Here is a 17073-nt window from a genome sequence, read left to right on the forward strand (position 1 = left end):
ATGAATATTCCAACTTATTTTAAAGCAGGTGTATTAATAGATATAGAGCAGCCCCTTCAACTACTCGATTTAAAAATACCGTATTTGAAAGATAATCAAGTTCTGGTGAAAATGCATATGGCTGGCTTGTGTAGAAGCCAGCTGATGGAGAGTAAAGGCCTTAGAGGAGAAGACAAGTATTTGCCCCACTTAATGGGTCATGAAGGTGTAGGTGAAGTAATAGCAGTTGGCAATAGTGTTACCAAGGTTAAACAAGGAAATCGTGTCGTTCTTGGTTGGCTAAAAGGCAGTGGAATCGATTCCGGTGGGACACATATAATTAGCAAAGAGGGTCAAATTATCAATGCAGGTCCAGTTACGACTTTTTCAGAGTACTCTGTTATATCTGAGAATAGAGTAACCATTTGCCCTGAAGGTATTTCAAATGAGTTAGCTGTTTTACTCGGTTGCGCCCTCCCCACAGGAGCCGGTATGGTTCTTAACCAGATACAACCACACTCTAATAGTAATGTGATATTAATCGGACTAGGTGGTATAGGCATAAGTGCACTATTAATGCTTAAACATTTCAGACCAAAAAAAATCATAGTTGTAGATATTGAACAATCTAAATGTGACTTAGCACTACAACTAGGCGCCGATGAAGCTTATTTATATGAAGAAGCAAGCCTAGCTTTACTCAAAGAGCAACACCCTAACGGCTTTGATTATGCTATTGAGAGTGCTGGACTATGTGAAACCATAGAATTCGCTTTTAATAATATACATAACAGCGGTAAATGCTATTTTGCCTCACATCCAAAAACTGGCGATTTTATAAAGTTAGATCCTCATCAACTAATTTGTGGAAAGCAAATTTTTGGAACTTGGGGAGGTAATTGTAATCCAGACAAAGATTTAAAATCGATTGCAGATATTATTCAAAAACTTGAAATATCTATTAATTCTTTGATAAGCCATCGCTATTCTTTGAATCAAATCAATGAAGCAATATCGGCGCTCGAACGAAGAGAAATTACTAGAGCCATCATTACTTTTGAGAATATTGAAGTATGAATAAGCAAGTCCTTGTTCAAGGAAATTTTGACATTTTACACCCTGGCCACATTCGCTTACTTCGTTTTGCAAAAGAGTGTGGTGATAAACTAATTGTTGCTGTTAACAGCGACAAATCTATGGGGTTAAAGAGTCGGGTAAACGAACAACATCGCCTAGAGATGGTTCAATCCCTCGAATGTGTGAATGAAGCATTTTTATCAGATTTAACTCCAGCAGAAACCGTAAAGAGCCTCAAGCCTCATATTGTCGTGAAAGGTAAAGAGTTTGAAAGTAGGCACAATCCTGAGCATGCTCTTGTTGAAATGTACGGAGGAAAGCTTATTTTTGGCTCTGGTGAGTTCGAATCTAATTCCGAACAATATATTACAAGAACAATAAGCCATGGTCATAACTTTGATTATAAAAAATGCCAAAGTTATGCAACAAGGCATCAGTTTAATTATCAATCAATCAACACGGTATTTTCTCAATTTAGTGAAAACCGTGTTGCTGTAATTGGCGAAATAATCGTCGATGAATATATCCAAGGTACTGCGGTAGGCTTATCTCAGGAGGATCCTACCATAGTGATGACACCAGATAGAACGGATACATTTTTAGGCGGAGCAGCAATTACAGCAGGTCATATAAAAGGGCTAGGAGCTAATCAAGTTACGCTTTTCTCGGTACTTGGCAAAGATGATAAAGCTGATTACGTAAAAAATCATATTAACGCATACAATATTGATACTATACTTTTCGATGATGGCAGTCGCCCAACACCATTAAAATCACGATATAGAGCTGGCAATAAAACACTTCTAAGGGTCAATCAAGTTCGACAGCATAAAATTTCTAAAGAAATTCAAACAGATTTATACATGCAACTTGAAAGTAGTATTAACAACTTCGATTTACTGGTATTTTCTGATTTTAATTATGGATTATTACCTCAAACTCTGGTCGATAAAGTCATTGCTTTATGCAAAGAAAACAATGTACGTGTTGTCGCAGACAGCCAAACATCTTCTCAAGTTGGTGACATTGCCCGTTATAAAGATATGATGCTAATAACACCAACAGAAAAAGAAGTACGCGTAGCATTGAATAATATTGATGATGGTCTACCTATATTGGCCCAAAAACTTTGCGAAAAAGCAAATCCAACGTCTTTAGTTATTACCCTCGCAGGAGAAGGTATTTTTATCCATCTACCAGATCAAAACGGCCAATGGGAAAATGATATGCTTCCTGCGATTAACCGTAATGCGGTTGATCCTGCGGGAGCTGGTGATTGCTTCTTAGCTGCCAGTAGCCTGGCATTGTGCTCAGGTGCGACACCTTGGCAAGCTTTTTATATTGCAAGTATTGCAGCCGCTTGCCAAGTAGATACTCTCGGAAATCAGCCACTGTCCTTCAACACGCTACAGCAACGAGTACTGGAGTCATTCAAAAATATATGAAAGCAATATTGCTTGCAGCAGGGTTAGGCACTCGGTTAAAACCTTTGACTAATACAATTCCAAAATGTTTAGTGCCTATTAAAGGCAAGCCTTTATTGGCTTATTGGCTAGAAAAGCTCGATAAACTTGGTGTCAGCGACATACTCATTAATGTGCACTATTTCGCTGAACAAGTAGAAGAGTTTGTGTCAAAGTCCGAATACCGTAATAAAATAACAATCGTTAGAGAGAAAAAGTTACTCGGTACAGGCGGCACTTTGATTAGTAATAAAGAGTTTTGGCATTGTAGTCCCACAATGGTCATTCATGCTGATAACTATTGCGAAGATACCCTTACTAATTTTGTAGAAGCCCATTCAAAAAGGCCCAAAAAGTGTGATGCTACGCTTTTACTTTTTGAATCTGCTTCTCCCTCCTCATGTGGTATTGTTGAACTTGATTCAGACGCTTCAATCCAAAGGTTTCATGAAAAAGTATCCAATCCACCAAGTAACCTAGCAAGCGGGGCATTGTTTTTATTCTCCGCAGGAGTGTATGAAAAATACTTTTCACACTTTAAACAGGAAAGCTTCTATGAAATTAGCCACGACATGGTGCCTTTATTATTGGGCAGTCTTTATAGCTATAAAACCCATCTGAGATATATAGATATAGGCACTCCACAAGCTTATAATAAACTTCAAACTGAATTGCTGGCTATCAACAAACCTGCTTAATATTAAGATAAATAAAAACTAGGATATAAAGTGAAGTTATCTGAAAAACTTAAAAACAGCATTGCAAGCCATGCAAAACTTCCTGCAATTTTTGTTGATAATCAATACATTACTTATAAACAGCTTGCAAGTTACGCTAATAATATTAACACGAGCGAAATAAGTGAAGCTGAGCAAGTTGGAATTTTAAGTTACCGAGATACTCACTATTATAGCGCCGTACTTGCCTGCGCTTTAGATTCACGAACATTTATACCACTTGGGGTAAAACTGCCAATAGCTAGATTGGCTTCTATCATAAAGCAAGGCAACTTAAAGTATGTTTTATACAGTAAAAAATATTTGTCGATCAGCCAAGCATTAATAAAAGCACTCCCAGATAGAGTATTTGTATGTTTGGACGATATAGTCAATAAAAGCATTGTATCAACTAAATCACTACAAGCTCGCAGCCTATCCAATATCGCTTATGTTTTATTTACTTCAGGTTCTACAGGCTCACCAAAAGGTGTGCCTATTAGCATTGCGAATCTTAAGTCTTATCTTGATACTATGTGTGAGTCTTTACCCCTCAGTAATACAGATAAGGTAAGCCAAGTATTTGATCCAACGTTTGATCTAAGCATGCATGATATATTTGTTACTTGGCTGCAAGGTGCTTGTCTTTATGTAGTGCCTGAAACCGCTATATTTGCGCCAGGTAAATTCATTAAACAACACGGGCTTACAGTGTGGTTTAGTGTCCCTTCTACTGCATCAATTATGGCTAAACTAGGAATGCTTAAAAATGATGCCTATCCTAGCCTTCGTGTGAGTCAGTTTTGTGGTGAGCCCTTACCTAGAACACTCGCTCTGCAATGGCAAAAAGCAGCACCAAACAGCAAGGTTATTAATTTATACGGACCAACTGAGGCTACAATAGCATGCAGTAGATATGTATTTGATTGTAATGATGATAGTGATAGTAGCTATATTCCCCTGGGTAAAGCACTTAAAAACATGAGCTTTGATTTAGATGCACAAGGTGAGCTTTTGATTTCGGGGCCTCAAGTATTTTCTGGGTATTTAAATGACAATATTAAAACTCAGCAATGTTTAATTAAAACAAATAACATTACCCATTATCGAAGTGGTGATCTCGTAAAGCGTGATGCTCAAGGAGTATTTCACTATATTAGCCGTGTAGATGACCAAGTTAAAATCCAGGGATACCGCGTTGAGCTATCCGAAGTAAATACACTAGCACAAAATTTTTTATCAAACCCTTTGGTACAGGCTATAGCAACGCCAATACAACAACCTCAAAGTTTGACTTTATTTATTTGTAATCCAGCCGATAAAGAAAGTGAGCAAACACTGATTGATTACTTAAAGCAACAGCTGCCACTTTATATGGTGCCCAAAAAGATTATATGGATCGATTCCATGCCACTAAATAGTAATGGTAAAATTGATAAGAGCGCCCTACATACCATGACGGAGAAATAATGAGCTTAACAAATTCGATTGAACAAGCTATCAATAATAAATTAATAGAAAAGCATGGTGAGCAAATACTCGTATCATTGAATAAACAGGATAGTTTAATAAGTTCAGGTCTTTTAGATTCACTTGATTTTATTAGTATGTTGATGGAAATAGAAAACAGCTTAAATCTTGATATTGATTTTGAAGAAGCAGACCCTGTGCAATTTACATCTTACAGTGGCCTAATAAAGCTACTTAGTGAGTCTACTAATGCCTAACAAAGTGAACTGGCAAGAAATATATAATACGGAATATGTAAATGCTCCTGAGTGTTGGAAAACATGCGGTGGTTACTGCTGTAAAAATTTTTACGGAGAGCATTTTAATATCCTAGACAAAAGCGGTGTATCTTTACCTCTTCTTGAAAATGAGTATGAGTACTATAAATCAATTGGTGGTATTAAAAACATTACTACACCAGCAAAAAAGCGCACATTTACGCTTTCAAACGGTAAAAGCTTCAGTATCTACTTGCTCTCTTGTCAGTGTGGTGGTTTATGTGAACCTCATGGACACAGACCCTTAGTTTGCAGAATATATCCCTATTTCCCTATAGTAGATGCGTTTGGTACTGTTATTGACTTTGAGTATTCCGCTTTAATGGATCTTTTTTACCGTGATCCTGATAATAACCATAAATGTACGCTGGTTAGAGAGCAAGCCATAAAGTTGAAACGTGAACTTACAGTTTCTATGAAACCACTATTACGTGACCCTGAAGTAGTTTTTATCTTTAGGTGTTTGAAGGAGCTTGTAGACCGCCTCAAAGAAAAAATGGGGGGCTTTATTGATACCTTAGATGAATCACAGAAAAAAAAGTTTATTGCTAAATATGAATGGATGATTCTGTCAGGCAAGCCGTGGAAAGATCCCGCTTTTTCAAAAAGAATTGACACTATCTACGACGAAGTGAAAGCAGCTTTCGGCAATGAGGACTTTTTGTGAGAAGTATCAGCCAAGAACAAATTATTGCAACATTACATTCAGTTGGTATCAACATGAATGATAGTGTGTTTATACACTCTTCATTATTTACACTTGGCGCTATAGAAAATCACTCAGTAAAAGAAGTGCCTGAGGCGTTTCTAAACAGCTTTAAAACTGCAATTGGTGATAACGGTAATATATTTATGCCAGCCTTTAATTATCAATTCCCACGCAGTCGCAAAGAAGATTTGCGCTCACAAGAATGTGTCTTAGGGTATTGGCCTGAGTGGTTTCGACAACAACCAAATGTAGTACGCTCAGGGCACCCTATGTTCTCAATCTGCGGTTTAGGGCCTGATGTGGCAAAAATCTGTTTACCCAAAAAACCTGAATATTATGCCTTTGCAGAAAACTCAACGTTTAGTAGGTTAATAGAACAAGATACAGTGCTTGTACTGCAAGGCATTGGCCTTAGAGTCGCCACGGTGATTGTTCAAATAGAAGCAATGTTAGGATTAAAATACCGGTTTAATAAACCTTTTACCGGTGTGACAACGCTCACAAATGGAGAAGAGGCTAACGGTACTTTTTACCACTTTTGCTTTCCTATAAATAATGCCTACAGGGAAGACTATTCCAAGTTAGAAGCTGCATTATTAAACTCAGGGATTATGAAACAAGCCCAACTTGGAAGATCATTTATCTATACAATAAAGATGAAAGCACTTTATCATTTTGTAAAAGACTTTGTTGCTGATAACCAATTTGCATTGCTTAACTGTAACCCATCTGAACTATATCGTTTTGATAATGGAAAAGAAGTCTCTTATTCTGTCGATAAATAATTGTTTATATCGTTATATGCGGCAACAAGTACATCAGCTTGTCGCCATTGTTTACCGCCTGATCTGCCTGAAATAATTATATTATCGACACTGTTTTTTAATGTATCAAAATTAGCTTGATTATTTTTTTCAAATTCTAAAGTTGGCACAGGAAAAGTGCCATGTATGACCTGTTTAATATGACTGATACATGTAGCATCTTGGCCGACAACTTGCATTTTCTTTAATGTATTCACAATTTCATCCACGTCATACTGCTCCACCTCTTCTGGCCTGCATAATATTTCTGCCGACAAGTTCGCATGCTGACTTTTAGTGCTGAGGTTAGGGTATAACGTCAACCTAAATATATCCGTTTGATGATCCCACACCCATAGATAATGCGATTTTTGATCAAGTAAAGGCAAGTCAAAATTCAAATGAAATACAATAGCAGTTCTCAGTTCTGGCTTGTTATAAACTAAAGGTAAGCCTAATGCTTTTAAGGCAATAAACGGAGGAGCACTCCAAAATAACAACTGACACTCAAGGATTTCTGCTTTATTAGTAAGCTTTACTCCCGTGATCTGCCGTCCATTAGTCTCTATCTTCTCTATTGATGAAGAAAGTACAACCTCAACTCCAGCGCTTTTAACTTTAGTTACTAAATACTCAACCCAAGACTCAATGCCTTTATTTTCTAATGGATAAAAGTAATTTGGAGTTTTTGAGTTGTCTTTGGTTTGTCTTTCATGAAAATGCGCTTGCGTTTGATATCCAATTTTAGCATCAAAAGTAGGAATATTTTTCAGTGCATTTGCAACATCGGGCTCAAAAGCAAGAATGCGAGTAAAGCCAAATAGTCCTGCTGCGACCGTTAATGTATTTAAATCTGTATGTTTACCATAGAGCTTATACAGAATTGGTTTAATAATATGCTGGGTAAACGTCTTGCCTAATGTTTCTTCGCAATAAGGGAGTATAAGCGAACTGCCACTAGAAGAGGTTGCTTGAATAAGCTCAGCACAACCTTGATAATACTCTTCGCTTGGCAGTTTGTGACTATCTGGAAACGGAGAGTTTAAATCCCATTCATCGGCAAAGTAATTACCAGATTGCAACTTTTCTATTACATGCCAATAGTAATCACGATTTTCTAGCTCGCCAAATAACAGAGTATCAAGCGCTTCTATGCCCGTTGCGTTCGGTATATGTGATCCCATATCATAATATGCACCTAACTCATCTTTTATAGAACGAAATAATCCCCCAACACGCTCACTTTGCTCAATTATTGTAACTTTTTTAAAAGACTGTTTGAGCAGTAATGCCGCCATTAAACCACATACCCCACCACCAACAACGATAGCTGAATCTCGCATAATAATTCTCCAGAAACTACTAAGTAGTAGCTATATAATAACCACTCATGATTACGTAATTTGAGCAATAGATTATTTATATGCAACGATACTTCTTTGTGCAGAAGTGATCTTATCGTTCTGATCATAAGAAACATCATACGATTGCTGCGTTATTGCAAATTTACTGAATAGTTCGCAAACATCTGCTTTAGAAGCAAAAAATAGGCCATCAATGTCAGAGAAATAATCCGGCGAAAATTGTCGCGCAAACCCATCATGCTGATATCCTGAGTTTATAAATGCAGGATGAGTATCAGCATACATAATAGAAAATATACAACCGCCTGGTTTTAACACTCGGTAAGATTCACTAAGGGCAACTAAAATATCTGAGCGAGGAACACAGTTTAAAGCGCTTCTGTCTATCACTAAGTCGAACGAATTATCTTGCCAAGGTAACTGAGTAAAATGACCATTAACTAAATCAGCTTTAAGTTGTAACCTTGTTAGACGCTCTTGAGCAAAATCTAAAGCAACTGAAGATATATCAATACCAGCAACATCAACTCCCTCTTCAGCCATAAAAACGATATTATTTCCAGCACCACAGCCTAACTCTAATGCGCTTAAACTTGAATTAGTGTGCCTTAATCGCATCACCAATGATACGATTGCATCATAAGGGTATTTATTTAATTGCCTGCCCTGCTGATAAATATTCTGCCAATTACCCATTTCACTTCATGACCAAGAGTGTTTGTTGCTCTAGCTTGTCAATTGCAGACGCCATATCTAAAACACTGCATCCATATTTATCCGCAATATCAATAGAGTCGTGCTCTCCATCACTATAATTTAATAACATCTTAATGTGATTAAGCTCATCGAGTTGGCTTACACGCTCTTTACTAAAAAAACTTAACGTTGGATACAACCCTTTACTACCTAAGTTAGGTTCACCAAAAGGTAGTGTATTCTCAAAAGTCGCAGCTTGTTCAAACGCCAAAAATATTTTCTCTAATTTATCAATACTATCAAGCAGTGGTTTTATTCCCATAAACGCTTTAGTATCAAGGGAAGTATGATACTGGTGGTAGCCAGAATGAAAACTACGGCTGACACAGCACACTGGCAATTGAAAGCCGGGAGAATTATATTGCCTTTCATCAGAACCACTTAAAGGACTAAATTGTATGTTTTCATGGTTATAATCATGTTGATTTAGATGATATAAAAGTTTATCTAGCATACCATTATCATTCCGACTATGTTTAAAAACTAATTTTTCAGGTTCTCCACCCATACAATTAATAACCAGTCCAGAAACCATGTTTGCAGTAAAATGCTCCCCCATTAAATGAAGCAATCCTAAACTACCTATTGTTTCAGGGTGTAATGCAAAACGGTAGGAGTAACGACGTTTTGGCCATTTTTTAATACGATTAAATAAGCCTAAAAGAACTAAAGGGCCGCTCAGCTCATTATTCGCCATTGATGGATGACATAGATATGAACTTAGTAATACTTCTTGTTTTGATTCACCATTTAAAACTGATTGGGCGATATCCAACGAACCATCTACAAACTGACTCTTAATTACAGCTTTGTATGTTCCCTCTTTAAGTTGTTCACGTATTTCATGAGCGATACAAAAACCCCAACGCTTTTTATAGTAGCTAGTAACATAAGGGATTGCCGTTGGCTGCTCAGGTAGGCTATATAAGTGCTTTTGAAGCTCTTCAAGGCTAAGCTCTCTTTCTACAGATTCTGAGTAATTAACGACCTCAATATTCAATCGCTGCATATCAGCAATTTTCTCTCCATCAGGCCCTAATAAATAAGCATCTTCACAATGCCACTCCTTAGGTACAGTCCAATCAAATATTTTTTCACCAGAAGCAATAGAAGAAATATTAAGCGGCATATACCGCGAGAGAATACTATAACTTTGTCGTAAGCCTGGACCTGTTATAGAACGAAGAATAGGGAAAAGTTCATCAAATAACTCATTGTAGAAAGCCTCTGATTCTTGGTAATCTGTCACTTTATTCCTTTCCTAAGTCACATTTTTCATCATAGTGGATTTTATAATCAGCCATTATCTCTTGGATATAACATTTCCATAACTTATTTAGCTGTTTATATTTTTCTAAACAAAATACTTCGTCTTCATATTGATACAAAAGCGTAATCATCGGGCAGTGATAATATAAGAGCGCGCCTTTTATTATATGAAATATATGCCCTAAGCTAGTATTTCTTAAAGAGTAAACATACCTAGCTTGACGCTGTAATTGCTTAGCAGCAATACTACGACTTGTAATATCTTCATCAATAATTGAGAGTAGATGCTCGCAAATATCCTGAAGTCTATCCACTGCAATCAATCTATCTTCTACATCATCAACAGGTAATACTGTAAAATAATTATTCTTGATATTGCTGATAACCAACTCTTTATCAATCTCTTTTTCAATATCAATTAAATTATCTGCTGCAGTAGGAATAGCACCTTGAAGTTTTGCACCGTTTCCTACATTTATGCAGTTATTCACTTTGTAAAGACTTAGAAGCTTTTCTAACTGCGCATGAGCCACAAGAAAGAGATCATTTGAAACAACATGGCCACCCAAATTACCTTCAATCAATCGACCATTGAACTCTAAACTACCGTACCCCTCTGAATCATCATCATTATTTACTTTGTAAATACTATCTTTACTGTGATGTGAGCCTGATGGCTGTTTACCGTTATCAATACCAAAAAGATAGATATTTCTAAATCCCATATGAAGTAAAAACGAAAGGGCTGCATTTGCAACAACAGGATTACAGTAAGGGATCAATGGTAAAATTTGGGACAAATGAACTTGAGATATAACGTCCATTAAACATGTTCCCGCCTCATTACCTTTTCCCGCTATTCCTGCCCATTTATAACGTTTATTCGTATCAGGATATAAAGTATTAAGGCCCAGCAAGTTCACTTTTTTGTATTCATCAGCAGGGAAAATATCACCAAAAATTTTATAGTTCGAATATGGACGTTCAACTAACACATGAAAGTCAACTGGGATACCCTTCTTATATAATGACGCTATGGCGGTTCCCGCAGCGATTACGATCCCTTTTTGATGGTTATTTTTTAAAAATACTTCAGCTTCATCCAGAGATGGACCATTACCAACAATAAATATAGGTGTATCAAAGTCTATTTCCTGGGTCGTCTTCGTTAGTAACGCAGCTTTATTTCGAATATGATGGATACTATGAGCAAGCCCAGTTATTGCATCGTTGTAAAACCCATGACCAAACTGAAAACGGAAGTAATCTTCACTCCACTGCTTAATCAAAATATTTAGTTCTGTACCGGGTGTATGCTGATAGCAAAAACTGCGCACTAAGGAAAATGCACCAATGTCTTCGGCTATTTTTTCAAGGTCAATTATAAATGATTTATGATCAACACCTAAATGAAAAAACAAGCACCCTCCATTGGAATCAATTTTTTTTATAATTTCAAACCAATCAGTGCAAAATAAACTCGCAAAAAATTGTTCAAAATCTGGTTCAACTAAAAATATATAGTCAAATTGAGTATCTTCCAAAAGAAGCGGAACATGATAACCTAGCCCGATACCAAAAATAACTGCGGAAGGAAATGAAGATGGTAAGTTACGAACTACAGGTTTACTTTCGGCTCTGACTTTTTTCATAAAGCGAGTTAACTTTACCATATATCGAGAGTGAATACGGGTATCGTCATCATCTTCAGGATAACCAGTGTAGTCAGTTAAACTAAATACGGGCCTTTCTCTTTGTGCCTGTATTTGTTTTTCAGTTTGAGTAATGGGGTCTTGTGAATAAAGTAAAGTATTTCCACCACTTGGTATAAAATTACCATGCCCGGACTCTGTAACATGTAAGCAAAAGTCATCTTTGGTTTTAAAGTTTTTTATTGCTATTGCTATATCAGGGAAAAACTCAGAAAAACACTCAAAATTCTTTTCAAATCGCTCATTTGCTTCTGTAGCAAAAATCGCCTCTCTTTCTTGATGTTTTATAGTTTTTTCAAGTTTTTCTGAGATGTGCTCAAGCTCGTTATTAATATCTATATTCTTTATCATGTCGGTTACCTACTTGATATTTTTATACACATTTATTTTTTTTTGCGTATTAATATGAATACCAAGTTCTTTTGCAGCCTGCTGTTTTTTGAGGCTTATTTCTAATACCGTAGTATTCAATTTGATTGAAAAATCCGATAAAAATAACACATCGTTTTCGCTGAGGTTCTCAGGTGAGGTAAAGAGTGCTTTCAATGTTCTATCAATTAATAGTAACTTGCTTTGAGCTGACTCTATATCACCTTCAGCTAAATATTGATTAATTACAGACAAATCGGGGGCTAACTGAGACAATAAACTAGCCGACATTAGCATCTATACCATTTTCACTAAGTGTTTTTTCTCGAACGTCATGAGGAATAGCATCCCAAGCAGACTTTATTTCTTTTAATAAATTAGATACTTCTTCAACAATTGCAGGATCATTTTTTATTGTTGCATCAACTAAGCGATCTATCATATAAGAATAAAGTGCATATAAATTATCAGTCACTTCACCACCAACTTTAAAATCTAAACAGCCCCTTAAGGCTTCAATAATAGCAGTCGCTTTAGATAAATGTTCGGCCTTCGCTTCCATATGTTTTCTTTCAATAGCAACTTTAGACATCACCATTTTTTCAATCGCACCCGCCATTAACATTTGAATTATTTCATAGCGATCAGCACCGGCAACACGGGTCTTGAGTGCTTCTTTCTGATAATTTTTTACTTTGGCGTTATACATATTAAAACCCTTTTAAATCAAAATTAATTTATGATTTGTTTCTTGTAAATCCAGGTAAGCTCGCAAGCTGCGCTCCTAAGTACTGTTGTGTTGATTGCATTTGCGCCAGTAACACATCTAAACCCGCATATTGCTTTCTAAGCCTACTTTCTAATTCGGTCATTCTAAATTCATGCTTTAGTACATCATCTTCTAAATCAGTGACCTGTGTATTTAAATTATCTTCTCTTTGCTTTAAAATGCCTTTTGAACTTACGTAATTATCTAAAAAAGATTCGAACTGTTTAGCAACACCATTTTCACCAGCAAAAGCCTTTCCGATATCATCAAAATTTTCATCCATTGCTGTATTTAAACTGCGGACTAAAGTTGATTTTTCTAGATAACCTTTCTTATCAACACCCAAGCCAATATCAAAAATACTTGTGAAAGGCCCTGCATCCGTTAAATTTGTAGAAAGCATATTGACCATTTGTGAGCTCAAAGTACGAATGGTTGCATCGCTATTTAAAGGTTTTCCGACTCTCGATTGCAGACCTAACTGCCCTATAGCATTGTTATAATTAGCAATAAATTCATCAATTAATGTTGTAACGCTCTCACGGTCATAGCTAACAGCCAACTTTGCCGTCTCTCCATCAACGCTTTGTCGTTTAGCGGTGATCGTCATATCTTGTACAGCATCTTTAAACGTATTGGTGTCATTGGTAATCTCAATACCATCAACTTTAATTACTGCGCTTTTTGCTTTATTTTCATCTGCTATACCAATACCACCGCTATTAGGAGCTCCACCATTAGCATCAGTGGATACATTATCAAGCTCAGCATTATCATTGGTGATTACCAAGTCATTATTAGCGCCACTTACACTTGAAGTAAGAACCAACTTTGACTCTGTACCAGTATTTATTATATTTGCTGTTACACCAAAATTATCATCCGAGTCATTAATTGCGTCACGCAAATCAGCTAATGTCGCACCTGCATCGAGAGTTAGATCAAAGCTTTTGTCTCCAGCAGCAAATGACAAGGTGCCTCCAGAAGCAGTAACCACATCATCCGTTGCCGTAAACAAACCAGCATTTGATGTCGCGCGACTGCCTTGAGCAAGTGCTAAAACTTCAATTTTAAAATTACCAGGCGTAATATCTTTTGTCGGTGTAACAGCAATTAAATCGCCGTCGTCACTAGTAGGTTGGCTAATATTGGCTATGCGTTTATTAAAATTATCAGGATCTGCTAGCTTTTTTATTGTGTCTTGTAGCTTGGATAACGCAGACTTGATCTCTCCGATTGAAGATAATTCAACTTCTAACGACTTGTCCTTTTTTGCAAAGGCATTCATTTTTGGAACATTTTCGGCATCAACAGATGCTTTAATGATACTTTCGAGATCCAGCCCAGATCCAATACCTGCGGATGTTATAAGTGGCATACTTCTCTCCTACTATCTGTTCCAAAAAATATTATACAGTTTGATTTAGTAACAAACCTTTGTTAGTTAGTTTATCGGCAAATTCATCTAAAGCTTTAGCAACTTCTCTAAACTCTTCAGTTGGAATTTCACGAATAACTTCTTCGCTTGTTTTATCAAACACTTTAATTATTGGTGGATCACCCTGCTCATCAAATTCAAATTTTAAATTTGTTGCCGTCACAGGAATATATTTATTTAATTTCTCTAAGTTTTCTTTCACTTCGTCGATCAGTGCTTTTCTTTCACTTTCAGAATCAAGTTGCTGACTATTATCAACAAGTGCGGGCTCTCTACCAGCAATTTTTGTACCAGCTTTTTCAACAGTTGCTTTTTTACTTGCTTCGTTTAACTCATTTTTATTTGTAAAAGATGAATTAGCGGTGAAGTTTTCACTCGATTTAATTATTCCACCTAAGTCAGCCATAATAGCTCTCCTTCAAAATACAAACAAAGTATAAGTCATTATCGAGACAATATCTCAATAATGACCTAATTAACCGTCTAGCCTAGTAACGATAATGCTACTTGTGGACGCTGGTTTGCTTGACTCAAAATAGATTGGCTTGCTTGTTGTAATATTTGAGATTTAGTCAAATTAGCTGTTTCGGCAGCGAAATCAGTATCTTTAATACGTGACTTAGCAGCACTCAAGTTTTCTGAAATGTTAGATTGGTTACGAATAGTTGATTGAAAACGATTTTGCACAGCACCGAGTTCGGCACGCTTTTTATCAACTACTGCAATCATTGCATCCATACCAGCCATTACCGCTTGTGCGTTAGCTTGAGAAGATACACTAATACCACTTGCTGTAAATACAGTTGCAAAGTCGGTATTATCAGCTGAAGCACCAACCTGTGAACTAATTGTTCCCGCAGTAGCACTTAAGCTTGCACCTGTCACAGCACTTGCTACACCTGCAATACCTGACATAGTAAAGCCATTATTACCCGCAACCGAGTTTGCAGTGCCACCAACAGAAGCCATACTAAAGCTAATATTCTGTACAGCATCAGCACCAACTTGGAAGTTAGCTGAGAATGAACCATCTAGGAGATTTTGACCACCAAATGTTGTATCTGCAGCAACACGATTCACTTCTTCTGATAATGAACGAATTTCTTCTTGTACTGCTAAACGATCTTCATCTGTATTTGAACCGTTTGAAGCTTGTTGAGCAAGAGTACGAATACGCTGGAACATTGACGTAGTCTCATCAAGTGCGCCTTCAGCAGTCTGCGCAAGTGAGATCCCATCATTAGCATTTCGGTTACCTTGATTCAAACCATTTATTTGACTAGTTAAACGGTTAGATATTTGCATGCCTGCAGCATCATCTTTTGCACTATTAATGCGAAAACCTGATGATAGACGTTGAAAGGATGTATCGAGCTGGTTACCAGATTTCATCAACTGGCGTTGTGCGTTCAATGAACTCACATTAGTATTTACATATAAAGCCATAATAGCCTCCGCTTTATCATTTTAAATAGAATAACAACGGGATACCCCTACCCTGTTATTACTCCAGACTGAGAGTCCTAGATTTTTAGTTCTCTAAGTCAGTTATCGTCAGATAAAACGGAAACTTTAGCTTTATTTATAAATTTTTAACAACGTTATACTATTCTAACCCTGTAACAAGCTTAATGCAGCCTGAGGCCTTTGATTTGCTTGGCCTAATATTGTTTGGCTCGCTTGTTGTAAAATTTGGTTTTTAGTTAAGTTAGCTGTCTCCATTGCAAAATCAGCATCTTTAATTCTTGATTTAGCAGAGGCTAAATTTTCAGAAATATTAGCTTGATTTCGTATTGTCGACTGAAAACGGTTTTGTACCGCACCTAATTCAGCGCGTTTTTTATCAACCACCGCTATTAGAGAATCCATACCCGCAAACACAGCCTGTGCATTTACTTGTGATGACACACTAATACCTGCAGCTGTAAATACAGAAGAAAAATCTAATGTTGTTGATGCCGTTGCGCCATCAACTGAGCTTACATTAGCTGCGAGCGTTGAAAGTGCTTTACCACCCACGGCTGAAGCAACACCGGCAACACCTGATATAGTAAAACCACCATTAGCAGCAAGAGAATTAGCTGTATCGCCAACAGACTGCATACTAAAACCAATAGTCTGTACAGCATCAGCACCAACCTGAAAGCTTGCAGAATAAGAGCCATCCAATAAATTTTGACCACCGAATGTAGTGTCCGTGGCAATTCGGTTAACCTCATCAGATAACTGTCTAATCTCTTCTTGGATAGCGAGCCTATCTTCATCTGTATTAGAGCCATTTGCTGATTGCTGAGCAAGTGTTCGGATACGTTGAAATGTAGAAGTAATTTCATCAAGCGCACCTTCAGCTGTTTGTGCCAGCGAGATACCGTCATTCGCATTACGGTTGCCTTGGTTTAAACCCAAGATTTGCGATTGCAAACGATCCGATATTTGTAAACCAGCAGCATCATCCGCCGCGCTGTTAATACGCAGACCAGATGATAAACGTTTAAAGGAAGTATCTAAGTCGTTGCCAGTTCTTTCAAGCTGTCTTTGCGCATTAAGCGCGCTGACATTCGTATTTACAAATAAAGCCATAATAAACTCTCTTCTTATCTGTCAAATTAAAGCCACTCTTTAATTTAATGAGTGGAATTTTGACAAAGTGACCTGTTACTACAGTCAAGTTAAGTTGACTGGGGGCAATAAACTGCCACTTTGCAGATTAATTTAAATCGTAATAAGTATTCAGCAATCTTTAGGCCAACTTTATAGATAGAGTTGCATTGAATTATAAAAAACGAGAAAAGGGCCTATAAGGCCCTTTGAAGATAAGTTTGAGAGTGGGTATGCCTAACACTTACTATTGGCATAGTTTGT

17 protein-coding genes are annotated in these 17073 nt (G+C 37.0%); 7 read left to right on the plus strand and 10 right to left on the minus strand.

The features are described from left to right. From H5154_RS10210 to H5154_RS10240, 7 genes are read left to right on the plus strand one after another with little or no spacing between them, the layout of a single operon-like run. Window positions 1-1056, plus strand: coding sequence for an alcohol dehydrogenase catalytic domain-containing protein (locus tag H5154_RS10210; protein WP_182718196.1), 1056 nt, complete (start codon window positions 1-3; stop codon window positions 1054-1056). Further along, entirely contained in the window at window positions 1053-2501 is a 1449-nt protein-coding gene (locus H5154_RS10215) for a PfkB family carbohydrate kinase (RefSeq protein ID WP_182718197.1), read from the plus strand. Before H5154_RS10210 ends, H5154_RS10215 begins: the two co-directional genes overlap by 4 nt. Beyond that, complete coding sequence (locus H5154_RS10220) at window positions 2498-3217, plus strand: nucleotidyltransferase family protein (protein ID WP_145239477.1); 720 nt, start codon at window positions 2498-2500, stop codon at window positions 3215-3217. The genes H5154_RS10215 and H5154_RS10220 overlap by 4 nt, the downstream gene beginning before the upstream one ends. A gap of 30 nt (window positions 3218-3247) precedes the next feature. Next, window positions 3248-4705 carry an AMP-binding protein gene (locus tag H5154_RS10225; protein ID WP_182718198.1) on the plus strand — a complete coding sequence of 486 codons (1458 nt, stop codon included), beginning with the start codon at window positions 3248-3250 and terminating at the stop codon, window positions 4703-4705. Beyond that, complete coding sequence (locus tag H5154_RS10230; protein ID WP_182718199.1) at window positions 4705-4962, plus strand: hypothetical protein; 258 nt, start codon at window positions 4705-4707, stop codon at window positions 4960-4962. The genes H5154_RS10225 and H5154_RS10230 overlap by 1 nt, the downstream gene beginning before the upstream one ends. Continuing rightward, window positions 4955-5689: a hypothetical protein gene (locus H5154_RS10235; protein ID WP_058559738.1), complete on the plus strand. Its 735-nt coding sequence runs from the start codon at window positions 4955-4957 to the stop codon at window positions 5687-5689. Before H5154_RS10230 ends, H5154_RS10235 begins: the two co-directional genes overlap by 8 nt. After that, window positions 5686-6516, plus strand: coding sequence for an AAC(3) family N-acetyltransferase (locus H5154_RS10240; RefSeq protein ID WP_182718201.1), 831 nt, complete (start codon window positions 5686-5688; stop codon window positions 6514-6516). Before H5154_RS10235 ends, H5154_RS10240 begins: the two co-directional genes overlap by 4 nt. On the opposite strand, the gene H5154_RS10245 is transcribed toward H5154_RS10240, so the two are convergent. The 10 genes from H5154_RS10245 to H5154_RS10290 form a co-directional block, all read right to left on the minus strand. Continuing rightward, on the minus strand, window positions 6498-7877 hold the full coding sequence (locus H5154_RS10245) for an NAD(P)-binding protein (protein WP_182718202.1): 1380 nt from the start codon (window positions 7875-7877) through the stop codon (window positions 6498-6500). The two genes, H5154_RS10240 and H5154_RS10245, sit on opposite strands and share 19 nt — an antisense overlap. A 72-nt stretch (window positions 7878-7949) precedes the next feature. Then, window positions 7950-8594: a class I SAM-dependent methyltransferase gene (locus tag H5154_RS10250; RefSeq protein WP_182718203.1), complete on the minus strand. Its 645-nt coding sequence runs from the start codon at window positions 8592-8594 to the stop codon at window positions 7950-7952. A gap of 1 nt (window position 8595) precedes the next feature. Further along, a complete protein-coding gene (locus H5154_RS10255) occupies window positions 8596-9903 on the minus strand; it encodes a DUF4910 domain-containing protein (RefSeq protein ID WP_182718204.1) in 1308 nt (435 codons plus the stop codon). A gap of 1 nt (window position 9904) precedes the next feature. Then, entirely contained in the window at window positions 9905-11986 is a 2082-nt protein-coding gene (locus H5154_RS10260; RefSeq protein ID WP_182718205.1) for a 6-hydroxymethylpterin diphosphokinase MptE-like protein, read from the minus strand. Window positions 11987-11995: 9 nt separating this feature from the next. Further along, entirely contained in the window at window positions 11996-12295 is a 300-nt protein-coding gene (locus tag H5154_RS10265; RefSeq protein WP_182718206.1) for a hypothetical protein, read from the minus strand. Further along, complete coding sequence (fliS, locus tag H5154_RS10270; protein ID WP_149981556.1) at window positions 12285-12713, minus strand: flagellar export chaperone FliS; 429 nt, start codon at window positions 12711-12713, stop codon at window positions 12285-12287. Before fliS ends, H5154_RS10265 begins: the two co-directional genes overlap by 11 nt. A gap of 28 nt (window positions 12714-12741) precedes the next feature. Beyond that, window positions 12742-14151, minus strand: coding sequence for a flagellar filament capping protein FliD (gene fliD, locus H5154_RS10275; RefSeq protein ID WP_182718207.1), 1410 nt, complete (start codon window positions 14149-14151; stop codon window positions 12742-12744). 31 nt (window positions 14152-14182) lie between these two features. Then, the gene (locus tag H5154_RS10280; protein ID WP_149981560.1) at window positions 14183-14617 is read right to left on the minus strand and encodes a flagellar protein FlaG; all 435 of its coding nucleotides are present in this window, start codon (window positions 14615-14617) and stop codon (window positions 14183-14185) included. Between the two features lie 77 nt (window positions 14618-14694). Then, a complete protein-coding gene (locus H5154_RS10285; protein WP_149981562.1) occupies window positions 14695-15657 on the minus strand; it encodes a flagellin in 963 nt (320 codons plus the stop codon). A gap of 165 nt (window positions 15658-15822) precedes the next feature. Next, a complete protein-coding gene (locus H5154_RS10290; protein WP_182718208.1) occupies window positions 15823-16791 on the minus strand; it encodes a flagellin in 969 nt (322 codons plus the stop codon). Window positions 16792-17073 lie beyond the last annotated feature (282 nt).

The sequence above is a fragment of the Pseudoalteromonas sp. SR44-5 genome, assembly GCF_014163675.1.
GTDB classification, from domain to species: domain Bacteria; phylum Pseudomonadota; class Gammaproteobacteria; order Enterobacterales; family Alteromonadaceae; genus Pseudoalteromonas; species Pseudoalteromonas rhizosphaerae.